Source organism: Amycolatopsis orientalis (genome assembly GCF_000943515.2).
Classification (GTDB): Bacteria; Actinomycetota; Actinomycetes; order Mycobacteriales; family Pseudonocardiaceae; genus Amycolatopsis; species Amycolatopsis orientalis.
This window is the reverse complement of record NZ_CP016174.1, coordinates 757,915-772,303: the sequence shown is the minus strand read 5'-3', so window position 1 is coordinate 772,303 and position 14,389 is coordinate 757,915. Positions and strand designations below refer to the sequence as shown.

The window sequence follows — 14,389 nt, the reverse complement described above, 5'->3', positions numbered from 1 at the left end:
GCTCAATTCGTCCCAAGGTCACCCGCGAGAAAGCCGCCTATTGCGCGCTTGCACGAGGACGCGTCCTGGTCCAGCGAAGTCCAGCGCGAGCCCTTCGCCGGTGCGGACCGACTGCGGGCCGGACTGGTCCACCGCGCGGAGACGGCACTGCACGGTGTCCGGATAGGCCAGCAGGAAGTCCGGCCGAACGGTGACCAGCTCGCCCGCGGTGAGTTCGAAGGCGTCGACCGGCCCCTGCGCGGCCAGCACGAGCGGGCCGCTTCCGCTGTAGTGCTCCAGGAAACCGGCGTCGGCCCCGAAGAGCTTCTGCAGCGGCGCCCAGCCCGGGTCGGCCCGGACGGTCGCCGGCCGGGCGAGGATCGCCTCGCGGCTCACGCACCACCCCGCCCCGCCGGTGAACTCCAGCGGGTAGACGTCGCCGGCGGTCAGCGGCGCGAAGTCGATCCAGCCGCCGCCCTCCGGTGCGTTGAACACCGACGGCACGGACTTGTTCGCCCGGGAACCCCCGCGCGCGGGAACGGTTTCGGTGATCCCGAAACTGCTCGCCAGCATGGTGTCCCCGGCGGCCTGGACGGCCTCGCCGGGGGACAACAGCACGCGCGCGACCCCGAAGTTCGGGGTGTGCCTGGTCTGGACCCGCATGGCTCAGCGCGCGGGGACCTGGGCGATCACCCAGGCGGACAGCGCCGACGGGTTGCGGGTCTGGGTGAGCAACTGGCCCGGCCCGGCGAAGTCGAACACGAGGCCTTCGCCGCTCTTCATCGACTGGATCATTCCGGTGGCGACCTTGCGGATCTGGTACTGCACGGTGTCGGCGAACGCGACGACGTGCCCGGTGTCGATGGTGATCACCTCGCCCTGCTGCAGGGTCACCGTCTCCAGCGCGCCGTAGCAGGCCACGACGAGCGGGCCCTGTCCGGTCGCGTGCGTCAGGAAGCCACCCTCGCCGCCGACGAGGTTCTTGAGCCCGCCCCATTTGGTCTCGGTCTGCACGCCGTGGGACGACGCGAGCCACGAGCCGCGCGTGACGCACCAGCCGGTGCGGCCGTCGAGGTTGATGATCTGCATGTCGCCCGGCAGGTTCGCGGCGACGTCGACCCAGCCGCCGTTCTGCGGGGCGGTGTAGGTGGAGATGAAGAACGACTCGCCGGAGAGGAAGGCGCGGCCGAGGCCCTTCATGATGCCGCCCTGCGCCTGGGACTGGACCTGCACGCCATAACTCGTCGCCATCATCGCGCCGGACTCGACCTGCGCCGGTTCACCCGGTGCGAGCATGAGCCTGGCCACCGCGAACGACGGCTGGTGACGGATCTGAACCTGCATGTCTTTGTCTCCCCGGTGGTCGTTGTGACGCGCAGAGTCTTGCATGCGGCCCCCGGCCGAGGAGGATGGTCGGCGTGATCTCCGTCGACGCCCACCGTGAGACCGTCACCGGCCTGCTCGGAAACGCCCCCGTCCTCCGCCTTCCGCTCGCCTCCGCCGCCGGGCTCGTCCTGGCCGAGGACGTGCTCGCGGGGGTCTCGCTGCCGCCGTTCGACAACTCCGCGATGGACGGTTATGCCGTCCGCGCCGAAGACGTCGTGGAAGCGCCGGTGACGCTGCCGGTCGCCGACGACATCCCCGCGGGCCGCGTCGACATCGGGAAGCTGGAGCCGGGTACGGCGCACCGGATCATGACCGGCGCCCCGCTGCCGCCCGGCGCCGACGCGGTGGTGATGGTGGAGCACACGGACGCCGGTGTGACAGACGTCCGGATTTTCAGGACAGCCGTCCCGGGCGCGCATATCCGCCGTCTCGGCGAGGACGTCGTCGAGGGCACGGTGGCGCTTTCGGCCGGAACCGTGCTGGGACCGGCACAACTGGGGCTCGCCGCGGCCGTCGGGCTCGCCGAGGTCCCGGTGCGGCGGCCGCTGAAGGTGCTCGTCGTCTCGACGGGGACCGAACTCGTCGACGCGCCGAATCCCTTGCGGCACGGGCAGATCTACGAGTCGAACAGCATCATGCTGGCGTCCGCGATCCGTTCGCTCGGCTGCGAGGCCGAAGTCGTGCGCAGTGTCGTCGACGACGTCGACGAGTTCCGCGCCGCGATCGAGCCCCGGCTGGCGGACGTGGATCTGCTGGTGACCTCGGGCGGGGTGAGCGCGGGCGCGTACGAAGTGGTCAAGGACGCGCTGACCGGGCAGGGCGTGGAATTCCGGAAGGTCGCGATGCAGCCGGGCGGGCCGCAGGGCTGCGGGCGGTGGAACGGCGTGCCGGTGGTGACGCTGCCGGGCAATCCGGTGAGCGTGCTCGTCTCCTTCGAGGCGTTCCTGCGGCCGGCGTTGCTCGCGGCGATGGGGCACGCGCGCGTCGACCGGCAGAAGGTGCGGGCCCGGCTGACCGAGTCGATGACGTCCCCCGCCGGACGGCGCCAGTTCCGGCGTGGCTTCTACACGCATTCCGAAGGCGAGGTCACCGGGGTCGTCGGACCGCGCGGCGGGCCGGGATCGCATCTGCTGGCGTCGTTCACGCAGGCGAACTGCCTGATCGTGCTGCCGGAGGACGTCGACTCGGTGGCGAAAGGCGACGAAGTCGACGTCCTCCTGCTCTGACGTCGCCTTTAGCGGGCTAAACGCGCTCCGCCGGGAAGTCGCGGCACCGGCCGATCGGCGTGAACAGCAGGGCGAAGACGGCGACGACCTCGAGCCCGGCCATCAGACCGAGCGTCTGCCGCACGCCGGCGGTCTCGCCGAGGATCCCGCCGAGCAGGCCGCCGAGCGCGATCGCGCCGAAGCTGAGCACGGACATGCTCGCGGTGACCCGGCCGAACATCGACGCCGGGACGTACCGCTGTTTGAAGGTGGCGTTGAGGACGTTCGAGCCGACGACCCCGGCGCTGAGCGCGAACCCCGCGGCGACGAAGAACACGAGCCCCCAGCCACCTTGGGCGAGCGGTCCCAGCAGCATCATCAGTGCCCCGAAGGCCTCGGAGAGCACGAAGGCGCGGGCGGTGCCGATCCGCGCGGCGAGCTTGCCCGACAGCGCGGCTCCGGCCACGCCACCCGCTCCGACGAGCGCGAGCACGAGTCCGACGGTCGCCTCGCCCGCCCCGAGGTCGCGGGCGAGGAAGACGACCTCGATCGACTGGTAGCCCATGAGCGCGACATTCGAGACCGCGCCGAAGATCGCCAAAACCAGCAAGTACCGGTCGTGGACCACGAAAGCGAGGCCCTCGCGCATCTCGTCCCGTAGCCGTGAACGCGTCTTCGCCGGGCGTTCGGGCTCGCGGTGGCGGATGGATCGCAGGCACAGCACGGAGATCCCGAAGCTGACGGCGTCGGCGAGCACCCCGCTGACGGCCCCGAAACCCTGTGCCAGCAGACCGGCCAGCCCGGGTCCACCGATCTGCGCGGCGGATTCACTGCCCTGCAGCTTTTCGTTGGCTTCCTGAAGTTGTTCCTTGTCGACCAGCGAAGGCAGGTACGCGCGGTACGCGACGTTGAAGAACACCTTCGCGACACCGCCCGCCAAGGCGACGACGATCAGCTGGGTCATCGTGAGAAGCCCGCACCACGCGGCGATCGGGACACTCAGGAACACCAGCATGGAGAGGGTGTTGCAGATCAGCATGACCGGGCGTTTCGGCCGTCTGTCGACCCAGGCGCCGGCGGGCAGGCCGATCAGCAGCCACGGCAGCCAGGCGACCGCGGTCAGCAGGCCGACCGCGAAGGTGCTCGCCTGCAAGGTGACCACGGCGACGAGCGGGAGCGCGACGACGGCGATGGAACTGCCGAGGACGCTGGTCGTCTCGCCGGTCCACAGCAGGCGGAAGTCCCGGGAGCGCAGCAAGCCGCCGCGTTCTCGGGTGGTCACGGGCGGGCCGGGACGGCGCGGGTGGAGATGAAGACGGGGCGGCGCTCCTGGTCGTCGTCGGGGATCGCGCGGTCGCTGTAGGACTTGATCAGCGCGTGGACCTTCTGCTCGAGTTCGGCCAGCTCGGCGACCGACATCTTCGCCCAGCTGTCGGTGGCGAAAGCCGCCCGATGCCACTCTTCGGGATAGCCGTCGCGTTCGGCGAACCACTGCCGCGCCATCGAAACCTGGCGTTCGAGCGCGAGGGACTCGGCGGCGGCCGCGACCGGGTCGTCCGGGAAGTCCGACGGAGACCAGGAAACCGCGTACCCGACCTTCCGCCACCAGCGCTCGCGCCGGTCGCGGGCGAGTTCGGGCGCTTCCTCGACCAGCTCGCTGGCCGCCAGCACCTTGAGGTGGTGACTGACGTTCCCGACCGCCTGCCCGGTCCGCTCGGCGAGCACGGAGGCGGTGCACGGGCCCTCGACGCGGAGGACGTCGAGCAGGCGGCGCCGCAGCGGATGGGACATCGCGGCGAGCACCTTCGAATCGTGGACTTCACGGACTTCACGGTCGGCCATAACGCACAACAGTAGTTGCACAAGAACTCTTGCACAAGTCTCCTTGTGCGCTACTCCATCCGGGTCGGTAACCTCGGAGGCATGGGTTTCTTCTCGTGGATCGTGTTCGGCGCCATCGCCGGCTGGCTGGCCAACGTCGTGGTGGGTGGCCCGGACCGCCGGGGCGGTTGCCTGTTCAGCATCCTGGTCGGCGTGCTCGGCGCGGCCCTGGGCGGTTTCATCTACCGGCTCGCGACGGGTAACGAGCGGAGTTTCGAGTTCGACTTCCCCAGTTTCGGCGTCGCCATCCTGGGCTCGATCGTGCTGCTCGCCCTGCTGCGGCTGGTACGGGGCTCCGGACGGCGCGATTCGCGGCCGCCCTCTCAGCGGTGACCGATGGAGTAACCGTTGGTAACGGTTTTCTCGCGACCGGTGATCACCGGCGCCCGGCGAACTAAAGTGGGACTTTCGCTCAGTTCCAGCGCCCGCGTCCGGGTGCATGTGCCGTCGGGGGGCATATGCACCCGGACGCCCGCGCCTCGGCGATGATCGAGACGGCACGGACGGGGTCGACGAGTGGCGGTATCGGCGCCGCCGAAATGTCCCTCTTCCAGGCTCGGAACAACTCGGCGAGTCGCTCGCCTGCGGGGTCCGGACTGGCGGGCATTCGCGGGTCCTCAAGGTCGGCGATCGGCAGCAATTACCTAGAGTTATCGCGTATTTCCACCATCTGTTACCGAGATGTGGCCCCTCCCACCCAGCGCGGGGAAACCCTTCCGGGGGAGGCCACGGACCGGTCCTGGACAGGGCGGTAGCGTGGTGGCTCTTCCAAGACCCCACACCTCCGACACGAACTGCGGTGAACCCGACCAATGAGCGGCAACCGGCCGGAAGCCACTGGAAACCCACTCACGCACGCCGTGAAGCTGGCCCGCGAGACCGTTCCGCCGATGCACCCGGCCGGCAGGCCGTTCGTGTTCGGCGGTCTCGCCGCGACGCTGGTGCTGCGGAAGTTCTCCAAGCGCCTGGGCGTCGTCGGCGCGCTCGCGACGGCCGCCACGGCCGCGTTCTTCCGTGAGCCGAAGCGCGTCCCGCCCGCCCAGCAGGGCCTCGCGGTGGCGTCGGCGGACGGTCTGGTTTCGCTGATCGAAGAGGCCGTGCCGCCGCCCGAGCTGGGGCTGCCCGCCGAACCGCGGATGCGGGTGAGCGTGTTCCTGTCGGTGTTCGACGTGCACGTCCAGCGGATCCCGGCGTCCGGCGTGATCGAGCGGGTCGCCTACCGGCCGGGGAAGTTCCTGTCCGCGGACCTGGACAAGGCGAGCGACGACAACGAGCGCAACTCCGTGCTCATGCGCACCGAAGACGGCCACGAGCTCGTCGTGGTGCAGATCGCGGGGCTGGTGGCCCGGCGCATCCTCTGTGAGATCCGCGAGGGCGACAAGGTCGGCGTCGGTTCGACGTACGGCATCATCCGCTTCGGCTCGCGAGTCGACCTGTACCTGCCGCCGGGCAGCAAGGTCCTCGTCTCGAAGGGCCAGCGCACGATCGGCGGCGAGACCCCGATCGCCGAGCTGCCCACGGCGCCGCACCCGGAAGGCTGATCCATGGTCCGCGTGACCACTCCCGGCGTCCGGCTGCTGCCGAACGCCATCACGGTGCTCGCCCTGTGCGCCGGTCTGTCGTCGGTGCAGTTCGCGCTGATCGACAACTATCCGATGGCGATCGCCTCGGTCGGGATCGCCGCGGTACTCGACAGCCTGGACGGCCGGATCGCGCGGCTGCTGGACGCGACGTCGAAAATGGGGCAGGAGCTCGACTCGCTGTCCGACGGCATCTCGTTCGGTGTCGCGCCCGCGCTGGTGCTGTACGTCTGGCACGCCCAGGGCGAGCGGATCGGCTGGGTCGCGTCGCTGATCTTCGCCGTCTGCATGATCCTGCGGCTGGCGCGGTTCAACACGCTGATCGAGGACACCGAGCAGCCGCCGTACGCGGGCGAGTTCTTCGTCGGCGTGCCCGCGCCCGCCGGTGGTCTGCTGGCGATGCTGCCGCTGATCCTGGAGCTGCAGTTCGGGAAGGGCTGGTGGTCTCACCAGTACATGGTGTGGGTGTGGACGATCGCCGTGGCCGCGCTGCTGATCAGCCGGATCCCGACACTTTCGCTGAAGACGGTGAAGGCGCCGCCGAAGGCCATCGCGCCGCTGCTGGTCGGGGTGGGCCTGCTGGCCGCCGCGATCATCCAGTTCCCGCTGGTGGCGCTGGCGATCGCGCTGATCCTGTACCTGGCGCACATCCCGTACTCGGTGTACCGGTACCGCTGGCTCGCCAAGCATCCGGAAGCGTGGATGGCCCGGCCGAGGGAACGGCGGGCGATCCGGCGGAGCACGAGCCGTCGCCGTCTCGGCCTGCGCCCGCCCCTGCGGCGCGTGGTGGCCGGTGCCGCCCAGCGTGTCCGGCTGCAGCGAGGCGAACAGCACGTCGCGCGCGCCCCGCGCACCCTCAGCACCGACAAGGACCGGGAAAACGGCCGTGGCCCACGGCGCCGCTCTTGGCGGCGGATCGGCCTGCGGAAACGCTGATCGCGCGCCACTCCCAGCCCCCCACCCGTCCCTGGGGGACGGCCCCGCGCCCAGCGTATCGGTGCTCTCCGACCGGAACTGGGAAACCGGGGCTCCGGGGTGAGAGTTGTCCACAATGGGTGAGGCCTGTGGATAGGGTGGCGGGGTGAGCGCACCCCAGATCACGCTGACCGTCCGGCACACCCCGTCCGCCCTGGATTCCCGCCGCGGCGTCGTCCGGCTGCATCCCGAAGTCCTCGACGCGCTCGGCCTGATGGCCTGGGACGCCGTCCGCGTCACCGGCGCGCGGGTCAGCTCGGCGCTGGCCGCCCCGGCGGACGCCGGGGGCCTCCCGGCCGTGATCCTCCTCGACGACGTCACGATGTCGAACCTCGGCGTGACCGAGGGGTCGGAGGTGGTCGTCGCGCCGGCCGAGGTGTCGGCCGCGAAAACGGTCACCGTGGCGGGCTCCCGGATCGCGAGCGTGTCGCTCTCCCCGCACACCCTGCGGCTCGCCCTGATCGGCAAGGTGCTGACCGTCGGCGACGCGGTTTCCCTGCTCCCACAGGATCTCGCCCCCGCGCCGGGCTCCGACGTCTCCGCGGTCCGCGGCCAGCTTTCCCGCGCCATCGGCATGACCTGGACGAACGAGCTGCTCACCGTCACCGCGACCGAGCCGTCGGGCCCGGTCGCCGTCGGACCGTCCACTGTGGTCAGCTGGCGCGACGGCGCCCGCACCGGCGAGGCCGAGCCCGCCGCGGCGCCGGCCCGTGCCGGGACGACGCTGGTGCGCAGCACGCCTGCCACCCCGCACGAGGATTTCATCGACGCCGAGATCGTCGAAGACGAGCAGATCGACGAAGCGGCCGAGGAGTCCGTACCGCCCTTGTCCGATCTCGCCGGATCCGAATCGGCCGCGCGCAAGCTCGCGGAGTGGTTCGACCTGGCTTTCCACCGCCCCGAACTACTGGCCAAACTGGGGACGTCGGCGCATCTCGGGGTTCTGCTGTCCGGCCCGGAAGGCGTCGGCAAGGCGACCCTGGTCCGCGCCGTGGCGCAGGCCGAAAAGGTCCGCGTGGTGTCGCTCGCGGCGCCGAACATCGCCGTCCTCGAACCGAATGTCGCCGCCGCGCGGCTGCGTTCGGCGATCGAGCAGGCCACCCGCGACGAAGAGCCGGCCGTCCTGCTGATCACCGACATCGACGCGCTGCTGCCCGCGTCCCAGCCGCCGCCGCTCGCCACGGTCGTCCTCGACGAACTACGCAAAGCCTTGCGCACCAAGGGTTTCGCCGTCATCGCCAGTACGGGACGGGCCGAATCCACCGATCCGCGGCTGCGCGCCGCCGATCTGCTCGACCGCGAACTCGGCCTCCCGCTGCCGGACGCCAAGACCCGCACGGAACTCCTGCGCGTCCTGCTGCGCGACGCCCCGCTGGAGTCCGGGGTCGACGTCGGCCCGATCGCCGAGCGCACCCCCGGTTTCGTGGCCGCCGACCTCATCGCGCTCCGCCGTGACGCCGCCCTCCGCGCCGCGCTGCGGCAGCGTGACGCGGACGAACCCCGGATCTCCCAGCAGGATCTGCTCGACGCGCTGACCACCGTCCGCCCGATCTCGATGTCCACTTCGGACACTCTCGCCACCGGCGGGCTCACCCTCGACGACGTCGGCAACATGACCGACGTCAAGCAGTCGCTCACCGAGGCGGTGCTGTGGCCGCTGCGCTATCCGGACTCGTTCGCGCGCCTCGGCGTCGACCCGCCGCGCGGCGTGCTCCTGTACGGGCCGCCCGGCGGCGGCAAGACCTTCCTGGTCCGCGCGCTCGCCGGCACCGGCGCGCTGAACGTTTTCGCCGTCAAGGGCGCCGAGCTGATGGACAAATGGGTCGGCGAGTCCGAGCGCGCGGTGCGGGAACTATTCCGCCGCGCCGCCGAGGCCGCGCCGTCGCTGATCTTCCTCGACGAGATCGACGCGCTCGCCCCGCGCCGCGGCCAGTCCTCGGACTCCGGCGTGTCGGACCGCGTCGTCGCCGCCCTGCTGACCGAACTGGACGGTGTCGAGCCGATGCGCGAGGTCGTCGTCCTCGGCGCGACGAACCGGCCGGAACTGGTCGACCCCGCCCTCCTGCGGCCGGGACGGCTGGAGCGCCGCGTCTACGTCCCGCCGCCGGACGCGCACGCGCGTGAGGCGATCCTGGCCGCCAGCGCCAAGAACACGCCGCTGGCGTCCGATGTGGACCTCGCGGCGTATGCGGCCACTTTGGACGGTTACTCGGCGGCGGACTGCGCGGCCCTGATCCGGGAGGCCGCCCTGACCGCGATGCGGGAATCCCTGGAGGCCAAGGAGGTCACCGCGGCGCATCTGGCGAAGGCGGCCGAGGCCGTACGTCCCTCGCTCGACCCGGCCCAGCTCGCGGCCTTGGAGGCCTACGCGCAGGCCCAGGCGTAAGTACGTGAAGGCCCCCTTCACCGCGTCTGGCGCGGTGAAGGGGGCCTTCACGTACTGCTAGGAGCCGGTTTTGTCGTTGACCTTGTAGTCCTTGGTGACGATGACGATCACGCCGGGGGCCGCGTTCTGGATTTCCGCGAACCTCGGCAGGGCTTGGAAACCGAATTCCAGTGCCAGTGCCTTCGCGGCCGCTTCCTCGTCGGTGCCCGGCCGGTAATAGGCCGCCGTCGAGGGCAGCTTGCCCTGGTAGCCGTGGACGTCGGTGACGTTCCAGCCGGAGGCGCGGAAGTCCTTCGCGGCCTGCTCGCCCAGCCCCTGGATCGTGCTGTTGTTGTAGACGCGCACTGTCACCCATTTGTGGGAGGCCTGTTGGTCACCGCCGGGCTGACCCGGCCCTGGCTGGCCAGGCCCCGGCTGACCGGTCTGCCCCGGCTGGCCCGGCGGCGCCGAACTCGCGGGCGGGCTCGACGGCGGTGCCGACGAGGCGGGCGGCGTGGTGGCCGGCGGCGAACCCGGCGCGGGAGACGACGGCGAGACGCCGCCATCCGAGGTCGTCGGCGTGGTCCCCGGCGGGGTGGCGGTGTCCGAATCGCCGCCCCCTGTGGCCAGGGTGATCCCGCCGATCACGGCGGCGATCACGGCGACACCGACCAAGGCCAGTCCGGCGGCCTTCATCGGCCGGGACAGGCCCGAAAACAGACTCATGAGAGATCGATCCCCAGTCGCCGGGCCGCGCGGTTGCGCTGCCGGGCCGCTCGCGTCTTTCGCAGGCGCTTCACCAGCATCGGATCGGCCTGCATGGCTTCGGTCTTCTCGAGCAGCCGGTTCAGCAATTGGTAGTAGCGAGTCGACGACATCGAGAAGCGTTCGCGGATGGCCTGTTCCTTCGCGCCGGCGTACTTCCACCACTGACGTTCGAAGGCGAGCATGTCGACCTCGCGCTCGCTGAGGCCGTTCACGGTCTCCGACGGGGACGGCTGGTCGGGCTCGGCCATCGACTCCGCGGCGTCCATCCGACTCCTCGCAATCAGGTCAGTGCTCGGCGGGCGTGAAACCACAGGCTTGTCATTCCGCGGCGCCATTAGACCACGGATCCGGCGCCCGGCCTCGGTATCGGCGTCGGCGCGTCATGGGTAAGGGTGTACCAGAAGGGTCCGACTAAACTGCGCGGGTGACCGTCCATCCCATCGTGATCGCCGGCGAGCCCGTGCTGCACAACCCGACTCGGGAGATCACCGAGTTCGACGACAAGCTGCGCACCCTCATCGACGACATGTTCGAGACCATGTACGCCGCCGAAGGGGTCGGCCTCGCGGCCAACCAGATCGGCCTCGACCTGCGGGTGTTCGTCTACGACTGCCCCGACGACGAGGGCACGCGCCACAAGGGCGTCGTGGTGAACCCGAAGCTCGAGACGTCGGAGATCCCGGAGACGATGCCGGATCCGGACGACGACTGGGAGGGATGCCTCTCCGCCCCCGGCGAGTCGTACCCCACCGGCCGCGCGTCGTGGGCGAAGGTGACCGGCTTCGACGGCGACGGTAATCCGATCGAGGTGGAGGGCACCGGCTACTTCGCGCGCTGCCTGCAGCACGAGACCGATCACCTGGACGGCTTCATCTACCTCGACCGGCTCGTCGGGCGCCACGCGCGGGCGGCGAAGAAGATGCTGAAGTCGAACAAGTGGGGTGTGCCGGGCAACTCGTGGCTTCCCGAGGCAGGGTCCGAACCGGCCGACGACTGACCGGCGCTTCACCCGGGGCGCTTGGCTTCGCAAGTAGTCGACTACTTGCGCCAGCTGCGACCAGGAACCAGCCGTGCTCCGGCCGCGAACCCGTACGGAACCCGTGCAATGAAGGGGCCTTTCGTCGCAAATTTTGCGACGAAAGGCCCCTTCATTGCGTCTTTCGCCCTGCGCCCTGGGTTCCGAGGGAGCGGGGTGTGCTGCGGTCTTGAGTGGCCTGGCCAAGGTCGCGACGGGTGTGGGCTGAAGGGCCCAGTGCGGGACCTCGCAAGTAGTCGACTAACTGCGAAGTCATGCCTGGTCGTGAGTGGTAAGTGTCGTTAGAACGACACTTACCACTCACGACCCCCGCACCTCTCAGCGCTGTTCTTGGCGGTCCGGATGTGGCATCCCCGGCGCCTGTGGAGTTCGAGTGTGGAGGATTTGGGACGTTGAACGTCCCAAATCCTCCACACTCGGGGGGCGTCAGCAGCCCAGGAAGTGGCAGCGCACCACCCGCGGCTGTTCGATCACCTTCCCGGCCTGCACCGACCACGCGAGCCGGAGGTACTGGGCATGCGTCCAGGCCAGCGGCGTCGCGGAAGCCGTCGGGGTACCGGCGGGGAAGCCCGTCTGCCCCGAAGGCGCGTTCTCGTCCCACACCTGTTCCGGCATGGTGTCCCCCGAACTGCTGACACGACCAAGGTCGCGTAGGCGCTTCGCGGCCATCCAACGATCACCCGCCGCGAGGTCGTATTCGCCACGTTCACCCGCGAGCAGTGGCCACAGTCGCCCGAAAGTGGTTCGGCTTTCGGCCGGGAACGTGTAGTCCCACGGCGAACCGTCGGCCTTCTCGCCGTAGCCGTCCTTCGTGTAGCGGTGCCAGAACTGACCCGTCGGAGTGGTGTACGCGATGTCGGCGTCGGTGACCTTGATGCTGTTCCGGATCACCGGGTCGTCGGCCCGGTGGATGCCCAGCCTCACCAGTTCGAGGAAACCGGCGTCGGTGACGGCACGCTGGTCCATGGTCACACTGGAATTGCCCAGGTTGTACTTCGTGCCGCTGTCCGCGTTGCCGTCCTTGGTCAGCCGGACGAAGTACGGATCCTTCGACAGCGGACCGTTCGTGGTCACCGTCCACCGGGCGAGTTTCGCCTTGAACGCGTCGGCGGTGTCGAGGTAGCGCTTCGCGTCGGCGGCGGCGCCGTTGGCCTTGGCGAGGTCTGCCGCGCAGACCAGTCCGGCGATCACCGCGGCGATCGTCGAGGGCGAGTAACCGTCCTGCTCTTCCCAGCGTTCCTGCTGGCTGTACGGCGACGCGTGCCCGTTGTCCGCCTTGTAGGACAACAGGAATTCCGCAGCCTTGCGCACACCTCGCCACGTCTTCGCGTCGGTGCGGCCGAGTTGCTGGGCGAGCACGATCGGCAGCGCGGTCTCGTCGAGCTGGATGGACGTCCAGTACGGCGTGCCGTCGACGTGGCTGTTCTGCGGCAGATGGCCGTCCGGCAGCTGCTGCGTGCCGAACAGGTAGTCGACCGACCGGTTCGCGGCGTCCCGGTCGCCGGCGGCGAGCAGGCCGGTCGCGATCTGGTAGAGGTCGCGCGGCCAGACCAGGTGATACGTGCCCGACGGCGACCACTCCGGGTCATTGTTGCCGAACCGCCACGGCATGCTCGGCGACGCGATGAACGCTCCCTGGTGGAGCTTGTCCTCGCTCGCCGCGAGCATGAGCACGGACGCCTTGTAGAGGTCGCGTTCCTGCTTCGTCTTCAGCGACGACGGCACGTCCTTCACCCGGCGGAGGTACTGCTTCCAACCGGCGTCGTACGCGCGGGCGGCATCGGCGAATCCGCGCCGCTGTGAGGCTTTCGCAGTGCCGAGAGCGTCTTCGCCCTTCGCGCCCATGCCCAGCGAAAGGGTGAAATGCCGCGAACGGACACCGTCGGCGGACGTCTGCCCGGTGAGCAGCACATTGCCCTTGGCCGCACTGGCGTAATCCTTGAGCGTGAAGGACTTCGTCAGCTGGGTGATGCCGTCGGAGGAACCCGCGTAGCCCACGGAAGCGCGCGAGAACGCCGGTTCCGCGGTCAGCGCGGCCGCCGTCTTCGCGTCGGACGCGACCGCGTTCACCCCCTCGACGCGCGCGGAGTCGTCGGATCCCTCGTTGGTGAGATCGGGGTCCGCGACCGCGTACACCTGGTACGGACGGCCGGTCAGCGAGACGAAGTCGACGTCGATCAGCACGCTCGCACGCGCCGGGTCGGTGACGTAGGTCTTGCGGAGCTTCCAGCGGCGCTGGTCGTCGGTGATGGTCTGTTCATACGTCAGGCCGTCGGCGCCGGTACGCCGCACCTGCTGCGCCTTGGCCGACGAATCGACGGCGGCGAAGCTCTTCCCGTCGGTGACGACGAGGTCGAGCGCGCGGACGCTCGGCGTGGACAGGTCCGGGTAGTAGACCTCGGAGAGCCGCCCGCCTTGGAGGGTGAACCAGACGTTGCTGGCCCGGTCGCGGGCGGTGCCGAAGCCGGTCTTGTTCGCCGGGAGCCAGCTCGGATGGGCGCCGGGCGCGCCGGGCGCCTCACCGCCCTGTGCCGCCGCCGCCGCCGGGACCAGCCCGGCGATCAGCACGCCTGCCAGTGCCGGGAGCACGATCTTTCGCATATCAACCCCAGGTTCTGTAACGGTGCAGAGCCTCCGCATTCTGTCGTGAACGCCGTGCGGACACATGCTCCAAACCGGTGAACCGGCAACACTGTCGATATATCGACTCCGGAAATACGTTGCCCGGCGCAGGCCTGTGTCGAACGACCGGGGGATGCCGAACCTGACGGCGTTCATCCCCGCCGCCCGCGGCTTCCGTTCCGGGTTCCTGATCAACATCGGCAATCCGAAGGCGGGCGTGTTCGCCATCTCGTTCCTCCCGCAGTTCGTCCCCGCCGACGCCGGACCATGGCCGCTGCCGCTGTGCGTCGCGGTGTGGATCGCCGTCGACATCGTCTGGTTCTCGACCCTCGCCCTGCTGGTCACCCGGCTGGGCGAGTGGCTGCGCGGCGATCGCGTCAAGCGATGGCTGGAGCGCACCTCCGGCGGTGTTCTGGTCGGCTTCTCCAGTGACCGTCGCCCTGGAGGGTTGATTGTCCGAGGCCCGGCGTGGCATGGTCGGGGCACAACCAAACAACCGCGGGAGCTCGCGCCATGGCGGGCTGAGAGGGCGGCTGGAGTCTTTTTTCTGGAAGACCCGGCGCCGCCGACCGCATGAACCTGACCGGGTAAT

The 14,389-nt window shown here is 69.8% G+C and carries 14 protein-coding genes; 7 read left to right on the top strand and 7 right to left on the bottom strand.

The window, feature by feature from the left end:
• Positions 1-18 precede the first annotated feature (18 nt).
• Positions 19-642 carry an AIM24 family protein gene (locus SD37_RS03755; protein ID WP_044853846.1) on the bottom strand — a complete coding sequence of 208 codons (624 nt, stop codon included), beginning with the start codon at positions 640-642 and terminating at the stop codon, positions 19-21.
• Between the two features lie 3 nt (positions 643-645).
• The gene (locus SD37_RS03750; RefSeq protein ID WP_044853845.1) at positions 646-1,323 is read right to left on the bottom strand and encodes a TIGR00266 family protein; all 678 of its coding nucleotides are present in this window, start codon (positions 1,321-1,323) and stop codon (positions 646-648) included.
• A gap of 74 nt (positions 1,324-1,397) precedes the next feature.
• On the opposite strand from SD37_RS03750, the gene moeA reads away from it, so the two are divergent.
• Positions 1,398-2,591, top strand: coding sequence for a molybdopterin molybdotransferase MoeA (gene moeA, locus SD37_RS03745; protein ID WP_145926521.1), 1,194 nt, complete (start codon positions 1,398-1,400; stop codon positions 2,589-2,591).
• 16 nt (positions 2,592-2,607) lie between these two features.
• Here the strand turns inward: moeA and SD37_RS03740 are convergent, their stop codons facing one another.
• Both SD37_RS03740 and SD37_RS03735 read right to left on the bottom strand, forming a co-directional pair.
• Complete coding sequence (locus SD37_RS03740; protein WP_044853843.1) at positions 2,608-3,852, bottom strand: MFS transporter; 1,245 nt, start codon at positions 3,850-3,852, stop codon at positions 2,608-2,610.
• Positions 3,849-4,412 carry an ArsR/SmtB family transcription factor gene (locus SD37_RS03735; protein WP_044853842.1) on the bottom strand — a complete coding sequence of 188 codons (564 nt, stop codon included), beginning with the start codon at positions 4,410-4,412 and terminating at the stop codon, positions 3,849-3,851. The genes SD37_RS03740 and SD37_RS03735 overlap by 4 nt, the downstream gene beginning before the upstream one ends.
• An 81-nt stretch (positions 4,413-4,493) precedes the next feature.
• Between SD37_RS03735 and SD37_RS03730 the strand changes: the two genes are divergently transcribed.
• The 4 genes from SD37_RS03730 (at position 4,494) to SD37_RS03715 (ending at position 9,392) form a co-directional block, all read left to right on the top strand.
• Entirely contained in the window at positions 4,494-4,784 is a 291-nt protein-coding gene (locus SD37_RS03730; protein ID WP_044854062.1) for a GlsB/YeaQ/YmgE family stress response membrane protein, read from the top strand.
• 479 nt (positions 4,785-5,263) lie between these two features.
• Positions 5,264-5,992 carry a phosphatidylserine decarboxylase gene (locus tag SD37_RS03725; protein WP_044853841.1) on the top strand — a complete coding sequence of 243 codons (729 nt, stop codon included), beginning with the start codon at positions 5,264-5,266 and terminating at the stop codon, positions 5,990-5,992.
• 3 nt (positions 5,993-5,995) lie between these two features.
• Positions 5,996-6,967 (top strand): CDP-diacylglycerol--serine O-phosphatidyltransferase, encoded by a 972-nt coding sequence (pssA, locus tag SD37_RS03720; protein WP_044853840.1) that lies wholly within the window; start codon positions 5,996-5,998, stop codon positions 6,965-6,967.
• Positions 6,968-7,112: 145 nt separating this feature from the next.
• Positions 7,113-9,392 (top strand): AAA family ATPase, encoded by a 2,280-nt coding sequence (locus SD37_RS03715; RefSeq protein WP_044853839.1) that lies wholly within the window; start codon positions 7,113-7,115, stop codon positions 9,390-9,392.
• A 57-nt stretch (positions 9,393-9,449) separates the two neighbouring features.
• On the opposite strand, the gene SD37_RS03710 is transcribed toward SD37_RS03715, so the two are convergent.
• Together SD37_RS03710 and SD37_RS03705 are read right to left on the bottom strand one after the other, a co-directional pair.
• Complete coding sequence (locus SD37_RS03710; RefSeq protein ID WP_145926519.1) at positions 9,450-10,097, bottom strand: LytR C-terminal domain-containing protein; 648 nt, start codon at positions 10,095-10,097, stop codon at positions 9,450-9,452.
• On the bottom strand, positions 10,094-10,405 hold the full coding sequence (locus tag SD37_RS03705; RefSeq protein ID WP_044853838.1) for a DUF3263 domain-containing protein: 312 nt from the start codon (positions 10,403-10,405) through the stop codon (positions 10,094-10,096). The genes SD37_RS03710 and SD37_RS03705 overlap by 4 nt, the downstream gene beginning before the upstream one ends.
• A 158-nt stretch (positions 10,406-10,563) precedes the next feature.
• Between SD37_RS03705 and SD37_RS03700 the strand changes: the two genes are divergently transcribed.
• Positions 10,564-11,136, top strand: a complete 573-nt coding sequence (locus SD37_RS03700; protein ID WP_037318105.1) for a peptide deformylase — start codon at positions 10,564-10,566, stop codon at positions 11,134-11,136.
• A gap of 465 nt (positions 11,137-11,601) precedes the next feature.
• On the opposite strand, the gene SD37_RS03695 is transcribed toward SD37_RS03700, so the two are convergent.
• Positions 11,602-13,776 (bottom strand): glycoside hydrolase family 15 protein, encoded by a 2,175-nt coding sequence (locus tag SD37_RS03695; protein WP_044853837.1) that lies wholly within the window; start codon positions 13,774-13,776, stop codon positions 11,602-11,604.
• A gap of 154 nt (positions 13,777-13,930) precedes the next feature.
• Between SD37_RS03695 and SD37_RS44380 the strand changes: the two genes are divergently transcribed.
• Positions 13,931-14,374, top strand: a complete 444-nt coding sequence (locus SD37_RS44380) for a LysE family translocator (protein WP_052675061.1) — start codon at positions 13,931-13,933, stop codon at positions 14,372-14,374.
• Positions 14,375-14,389: the final 15 nt, after the last annotated feature.

Coding starts and splice junctions, on each gene's coding strand:
- SD37_RS03735 (WP_044853842.1), bottom strand. CDS start 4,412: ATGGCCGACCGTGAAGTCCGTGAAGTCCACGATTCGAAGGTGCTCGCC.
- SD37_RS03695 (WP_044853837.1), bottom strand. CDS start 13,776: ATGCGAAAGATCGTGCTCCCGGCACTGGCAGGCGTGCTGATCGCCGGG.
- SD37_RS03725 (WP_044853841.1), top strand. CDS start 5,264: ATGAGCGGCAACCGGCCGGAAGCCACTGGAAACCCACTCACGCACGCC.
- pssA (WP_044853840.1), top strand. CDS start 5,996: ATGGTCCGCGTGACCACTCCCGGCGTCCGGCTGCTGCCGAACGCCATC.
- SD37_RS03750 (WP_044853845.1), bottom strand. CDS start 1,323: ATGCAGGTTCAGATCCGTCACCAGCCGTCGTTCGCGGTGGCCAGGCTC.
- SD37_RS03705 (WP_044853838.1), bottom strand. CDS start 10,405: ATGGACGCCGCGGAGTCGATGGCCGAGCCCGACCAGCCGTCCCCGTCG.
- SD37_RS44380 (WP_052675061.1), top strand. CDS start 13,931: ATGCCGAACCTGACGGCGTTCATCCCCGCCGCCCGCGGCTTCCGTTCC.
- SD37_RS03730 (WP_044854062.1), top strand. CDS start 4,494: ATGGGTTTCTTCTCGTGGATCGTGTTCGGCGCCATCGCCGGCTGGCTG.
- SD37_RS03710 (WP_145926519.1), bottom strand. CDS start 10,097: ATGAGTCTGTTTTCGGGCCTGTCCCGGCCGATGAAGGCCGCCGGACTG.
- SD37_RS03755 (WP_044853846.1), bottom strand. CDS start 642: ATGCGGGTCCAGACCAGGCACACCCCGAACTTCGGGGTCGCGCGCGTG.